The sequence below is a fragment of the Streptomyces mayteni genome (assembly GCF_054783955.1).
Window position 1 is genome coordinate 1 of the sequence record NZ_BAAGPR010000221.1, and the last position, 4,947, is coordinate 4,947.

General features: G+C 75.7%; 3 protein-coding genes and 1 pseudogene. 3 read left to right on the top strand and 1 reads right to left on the bottom strand.

What is annotated here, in order from left to right:
• Window positions 1-471: 471 nt before the first annotated feature.
• The 3 genes and pseudogenes from ACYVPE_RS39265 to ACYVPE_RS39275 form a co-directional block, all read left to right on the top strand.
• Window positions 472-1,497: pseudogene (locus ACYVPE_RS39265) on the top strand (ABC transporter ATP-binding protein); the annotation flags it as partial.
• 59 nt (window positions 1,498-1,556) lie between these two features.
• A complete protein-coding gene (locus ACYVPE_RS39270) occupies window positions 1,557-2,588 on the top strand; it encodes an oligopeptide/dipeptide ABC transporter ATP-binding protein (RefSeq protein ID WP_461038639.1) in 1,032 nt (343 codons plus the stop codon).
• Complete coding sequence (locus ACYVPE_RS39275) at window positions 2,585-3,508, top strand: dihydrodipicolinate synthase family protein (RefSeq protein ID WP_461038637.1); 924 nt, start codon at window positions 2,585-2,587, stop codon at window positions 3,506-3,508. The genes ACYVPE_RS39270 and ACYVPE_RS39275 overlap by 4 nt, the downstream gene beginning before the upstream one ends.
• Window positions 3,509-3,515: 7 nt before the next feature.
• Here the strand turns inward: ACYVPE_RS39275 and ACYVPE_RS39280 are convergent, their stop codons facing one another.
• Window positions 3,516-4,709 (bottom strand): sialidase family protein, encoded by a 1,194-nt coding sequence (locus tag ACYVPE_RS39280; protein WP_461038638.1) that lies wholly within the window; start codon window positions 4,707-4,709, stop codon window positions 3,516-3,518.
• Window positions 4,710-4,947: the final 238 nt, after the last annotated feature.

The following is a 4,947-nucleotide window of genomic DNA, read 5'->3' on the forward strand; positions in this document are numbered from 1 at the left end:
CTGCCGGGGGCGCGGCCTGCGGCTGGCGTGCCGGCTGACGCCGAGGTGGCGCCCGATGGTGCCCCCGCCGGGGCGGCGGATTCGGCTGTGCCCGCTGCGCGGGCGGCTGGGGACGGCGTCGCGTCCGGCGGCGAAGCCGGGGCCGCTGGTGCGGCTGGGCCGGGCGGCGGTTCTGCCGCCGGCTCGGCCGACGCGGGCTCGGGGGCCTCCGGCCCGGAACAGGCCGGTGGGTCCGCCGCCGGGGCCTCGGGCCCTGGCGCCGGCGAGGCCGGCTGGGCCGACGGCTCGCCCGTGGCTGACACGGCCGCCGGGGCCTCCGGCCCGGACGCCGCAGGCGGCCTGGCGGCCCGGACAGGACCGGCCGTGCCCGGGCCGCGGCTTGCGGCCGACGCGGCTGACGCCGGGGCCCGGGCCGAAGGCCCGGAGCCCGTGGCCGGCTCCGCCGCCGGGGCGTTTCCCTACGGGGCCGCGTTGGCCGCCGCTTCGCGGCGGTTGCGGCGGGGGGTGGCGGACCGTGGGGAGCCGGTGTTGGCCGTCACCGACCTGGCGGTCGGGTTCGAGGGGCGGCACGCGGGCATCGACATCGTGGCCGGCGTCAGCTTCGAGGTGCGGCCGGGCGAAGTGCTCGGCCTCGTCGGGGAGTCGGGCTGCGGCAAGTCGCTGACCGCCCTCACCGTGATGGGCCTCCAGCCCCGCGAGGCCCGGGTGCGCGGCAGCGTCCGGTTCCAGGGGCGGGAGCTCGTCGGCCTGGCGGCCCGCGAGCGGCGCCGGCTGCTCGGGCACGAGATGGCGATGGTCTACCAGGACGCGCTCTCCTCCCTCAACCCCGCGATGACCATCCGCGCCCAGCTCCGCCAGCTGGTCCGCCGCGGCGGCCGCCGCACCCCGGCCGAGCTGCTGGAACTCGTCGGCCTCGACCCGGAACGCGTGCTCCGCAGCTACCCGCACGAACTCTCCGGCGGCCAGCGGCAGCGCGTCCTCATCGCCATGGCGCTCTCCCGCGACCCCCGCCTGATCGTCGCCGACGAGCCCACCACCGCGCTCGACGTCACCGTGCAGGCCCAGGTGATAGAGCTGCTGCTCCGGCTCCGCGAGGAGCTCGGCTTCGCGCTGATCCTCGTCTCCCACGACCTGGCCCTGATCGCCGACGTCACCGACCGGGTCGCCGTGATGTACGGCGGGCAGATCGTGGAGACCGGCGTCACCGCCGACCTGCTCGGCGCCTCGGCCCACCACTACACCCGCGGCCTGCTCGGCGCCGTGCTCTCCCTGGAGTCCACGGCCGAGCGCATGATCCAGATCCGCGGCGTCGTGCCGTCGCCGGCCGCCTTCCCGCCCGGCTGCCGGTTCGCGGACCGCTGCTCGTTCGCCGACGCGGACTGCGCCGCCACGCCGCCCGAGCGCCCGGGCGAGGGCGCGGGGCACCTCGTCCTCTGCCACCACCCGGCCAGCCCACCGAGCCCCGCGAGCCTCGCACCCGAGGAGGTGTCACCATGACCGCGACGACCGACCGGCAACCCGACGACACCACCGCCACCACCGCCACCACCGCCCTGATGACCGTCACCGACACGCACGTCGTCTTCCCGGCCAGAACCGGCGGCCTGTTCAGGTCGGACAAGGTGCACGCCCTCACCGGCGCCAGCCTCACCGTCGCGCCAGGCGAGACCGTCGGCATCGTCGGCGAGTCCGGCTGCGGCAAGTCCACCCTGGCCCGCGTCCTGATCGGCGTCCAGCGCCCGACCAGCGGCACCGTCGCCCACCGCGGCCGCGACCTGTGGGAGATGCCGCCCGCCGAGCGCCGCGTCACCGTCGGCACCCGGCTCGGCATGGTCTTCCAGGACCCGTCGACCGCGCTCAACCGCCGGCTGCCGATCCGCCGCGTGCTGCGCGATCCACTCGACGTGCACCGCCGCGGCACCCCCGCGCAACGCGCCGACCGCGTACGCGAGTTGATGTCCCTGGTCGGGCTCCCCGCCTCGCTCGCCGACGCGCTGCCCGGCCAACTCTCCGGCGGGCAGCGGCAACGCGTGGCCATCGCCCGCGCCCTCGCGCTGGAACCCGAGCTGCTGATCGCCGACGAGCCGACCAGCGCGCTCGACGTCTCCGTCCGCGCGCAGATCCTCAACCTCCTCCTCGACCTCCGCGAACGCCTCGGCCTCGCCCTGGTGTTCGTCTCGCACGACATCCAGACCGTGCGCCGGATGAGCGACCGCGTCATCACCATGTACCTCGGCCGCATCGTCGAGGAGGCGCCCGCGGCGCGCGTCACCGCGCACGCCCGACACCCGTACACCAGGGCGCTGTTCTCGGCGACGCCTGGACTGCTCGACCCGATCCAGCCGATTCCGCTGGTCGGGCCGCTGCCCTCGGCCGTCAGGCCGCCGAGCGGCTGCCCGTTCCGCACCCGCTGCTGGAAGGCGGACGAGGCGTGCGCCGCGTCGATGCCGGACTTCGTCGCCGACGAGGGCGACCATCGGTACCGCTGCCACCACCCGGTGCCCGGGGACGAGTCCACCAGCGGCCTGGTCCAGCAGGCCCGGGCGGCGCGCGGCGCCCCGCCCGTCACCTCCCTGGAGCGCACATGACCCTGCCCGCCGGCCGGCTGACCGGAGTGATCCCGCCCGTCTGCACCCCGCTCACGCCGGACGGCGCGGTCGACACCCGCTCCCTCGTCCGGCTGGTGGACCACCTGGCCGGCGCCGGCGTCGACGGCCTCTTCGTCCTCGGCTCCAGCTCGGAGGCCGCCTACCTGACCGACCACCAGCGCCGACTCGTCGTCGAGACCGTCGTCCGGCACGTGGCGGGCGGGCTCCCCGTGCTGGCCGGCGCCATCGACATGACCACCCCCCGGGTGCTCGACCACGCGGAGACGGCGCTGGCCGCCGGCGCGGACGCCGTGGTGGCCACCGCCCCGTTCTACGCCAGGACCCACCCCACCGAGATCGCCCGCCACTTCCACCGGATCGCCAAGGAGATCGGCGCCCCGCTCGTCGCCTACGACCTGCCGTCCTCGGTGCACAGCAAGCTCGACGCCGACCTGGTGCTCGACCTCGCCGCCGACGGCACGCTGGCCGGGCTCAAGGACTCCAGCGGCGACCAGGCCACGCTCCGCACCATCGCCATAAGCGCCCCGAACGGCTTCAGCGTCCTCACCGGCTCCGAACTCCTCGTGGACACCGCCCTGTTGCTCGGCGCCCACGGCGTCGTCCCCGGCCTCGGCAACGTCGACCCGCACGGCTACGTGCGTCTCGTCCGGCACGCCACGGCCGGCGAGTGGGGCCGGGCCAGGGCCGAACAGGAGCGGCTGCTCGGCCTGTTCGGCATGGTCGACGCCGCCCCGCCGGCCCGGATGGGCCGCGGCTCGGCCGCCATCGGCGCCTTCAAGGCCGCGCTGCGGCTGCGCGGCGTGATCGACCACGCCACGACGGCGGAACCACAGATCCCGCTCACCGACGACGAGGTGGCGCTGGTCGCCCAGCGCCTCACCGCCGCCGGCCTCGCCTGACCGCCCGCTACCTGACACCGACCCAGCGGAACTCGATCCGCTCGTAGGGACCCTCGTCACCCGTCTCGTACAGCACGCCGACCGTGTCCTCGTCCAGCTCCACCAGGTCCGAGTAGGCGGCGGGCAGCGCGGAGAGCGTGATCACCCGCGTGAAGGACCCGCCGTCGTCGTCGCTGCGCCAGACCGTGAGGGCCTCGCGGCTGTCCGGGTTCGACGGCCCCGAGAACAGCAGCGGCGCGTCCTCGCCGGCCGGCCGCAGCACGCTGCCCTGCACCACGGGCACGTCGTTCAGGCTCTCCTGGATGGTGAAGGTGCCGCCCTCCAGGCTCTCGCCACCGTCCGTCGAGACGGCGTCGGCCCGGTTGCCGGTGCTGGTGCCGTGCTGGTCGCGGGCGCTGAAGTAGACGCGGCCGTCCGGGAGTTCGGCGGCGGACGACTCGTTGGAGTTGATCACGCCCTCGTAGTCGGCGTCGACGTAGCCGACGCGCCAGCTCCGGCCGCCGTCGTCGCTGACCAGCGCGTGCGAGCCGTAGTACTTGGCCTCCTTGCCGGTGTCGGCCGAGCCGTCGGGCGGCGCGGCCGAGTGGTTGGCCGGCACCACGAGCCGCCCGGCGTGCGGCCCCTCGGTCAGCGCCAGCGCGTGCCCGGGCCCGGTGGCGTACCAGCGCCAGTCGTCCGCCTTGACGTCCTCGGTGATCTCCCGGGGGTCGCTGAACGAGCGGCCGTCGTCGTCGCTGTACTGCACGAACACCCGCCGGCTCTGCTCGGGCGTCACCACGCCCCTGACGATCTCGTCCTCGGTGACCTCGCCGCTGTTGTAGCAGGTGAGCAGCACGACCCGGCCGCTCTCCGGGTCGATCACCGGCGCCGGATTGCCCCGGGTGTCGCCGTCGCCGTGCGCGACCACGTCCATCCGCCCCCACGTGCGGCCGCCGTCACGGGAACGCCGCACGACGACGTCGATCTCGCCGCTGTCCCCGGCCCCGCCGACCCGCCCCTCGGCGAACGCCAGCACCGTGCCGTCCTGCGTGGTGATGGCGGCCGGCACCCGGTAGGTGTCGTAGCCGCCCTCACCCGACACGAACGGCACGGACGACACCCGCTCGGGCCCCGACCCGTCGGCCGACCCACCACACCCGGCCGTCACGCCGAGCATCGCCACCACCGCGACGCCGAGCACCGTTCTGTGCAAGGGACCCATCTCCCCATCACTCCCCACTCGCCACGCGCGAACGACGAACCGACGTCCCACGGTAGCCCGCCACCCTCAGCCGTGGGGGTCCCCCCCGAACGGAGTCTGGGGGAGGCTGGGACGTGCCCCCACAACCCCCTTCCGGCGGCGCGGCCCGAGGGGCGCGCAGCGCCGTACGCCGGCGGGCGGGGAACACGCCGGCGCGCCCGGCCACGGGCCGATCCGCGCGGCGGCCGCCGGCGGTGGC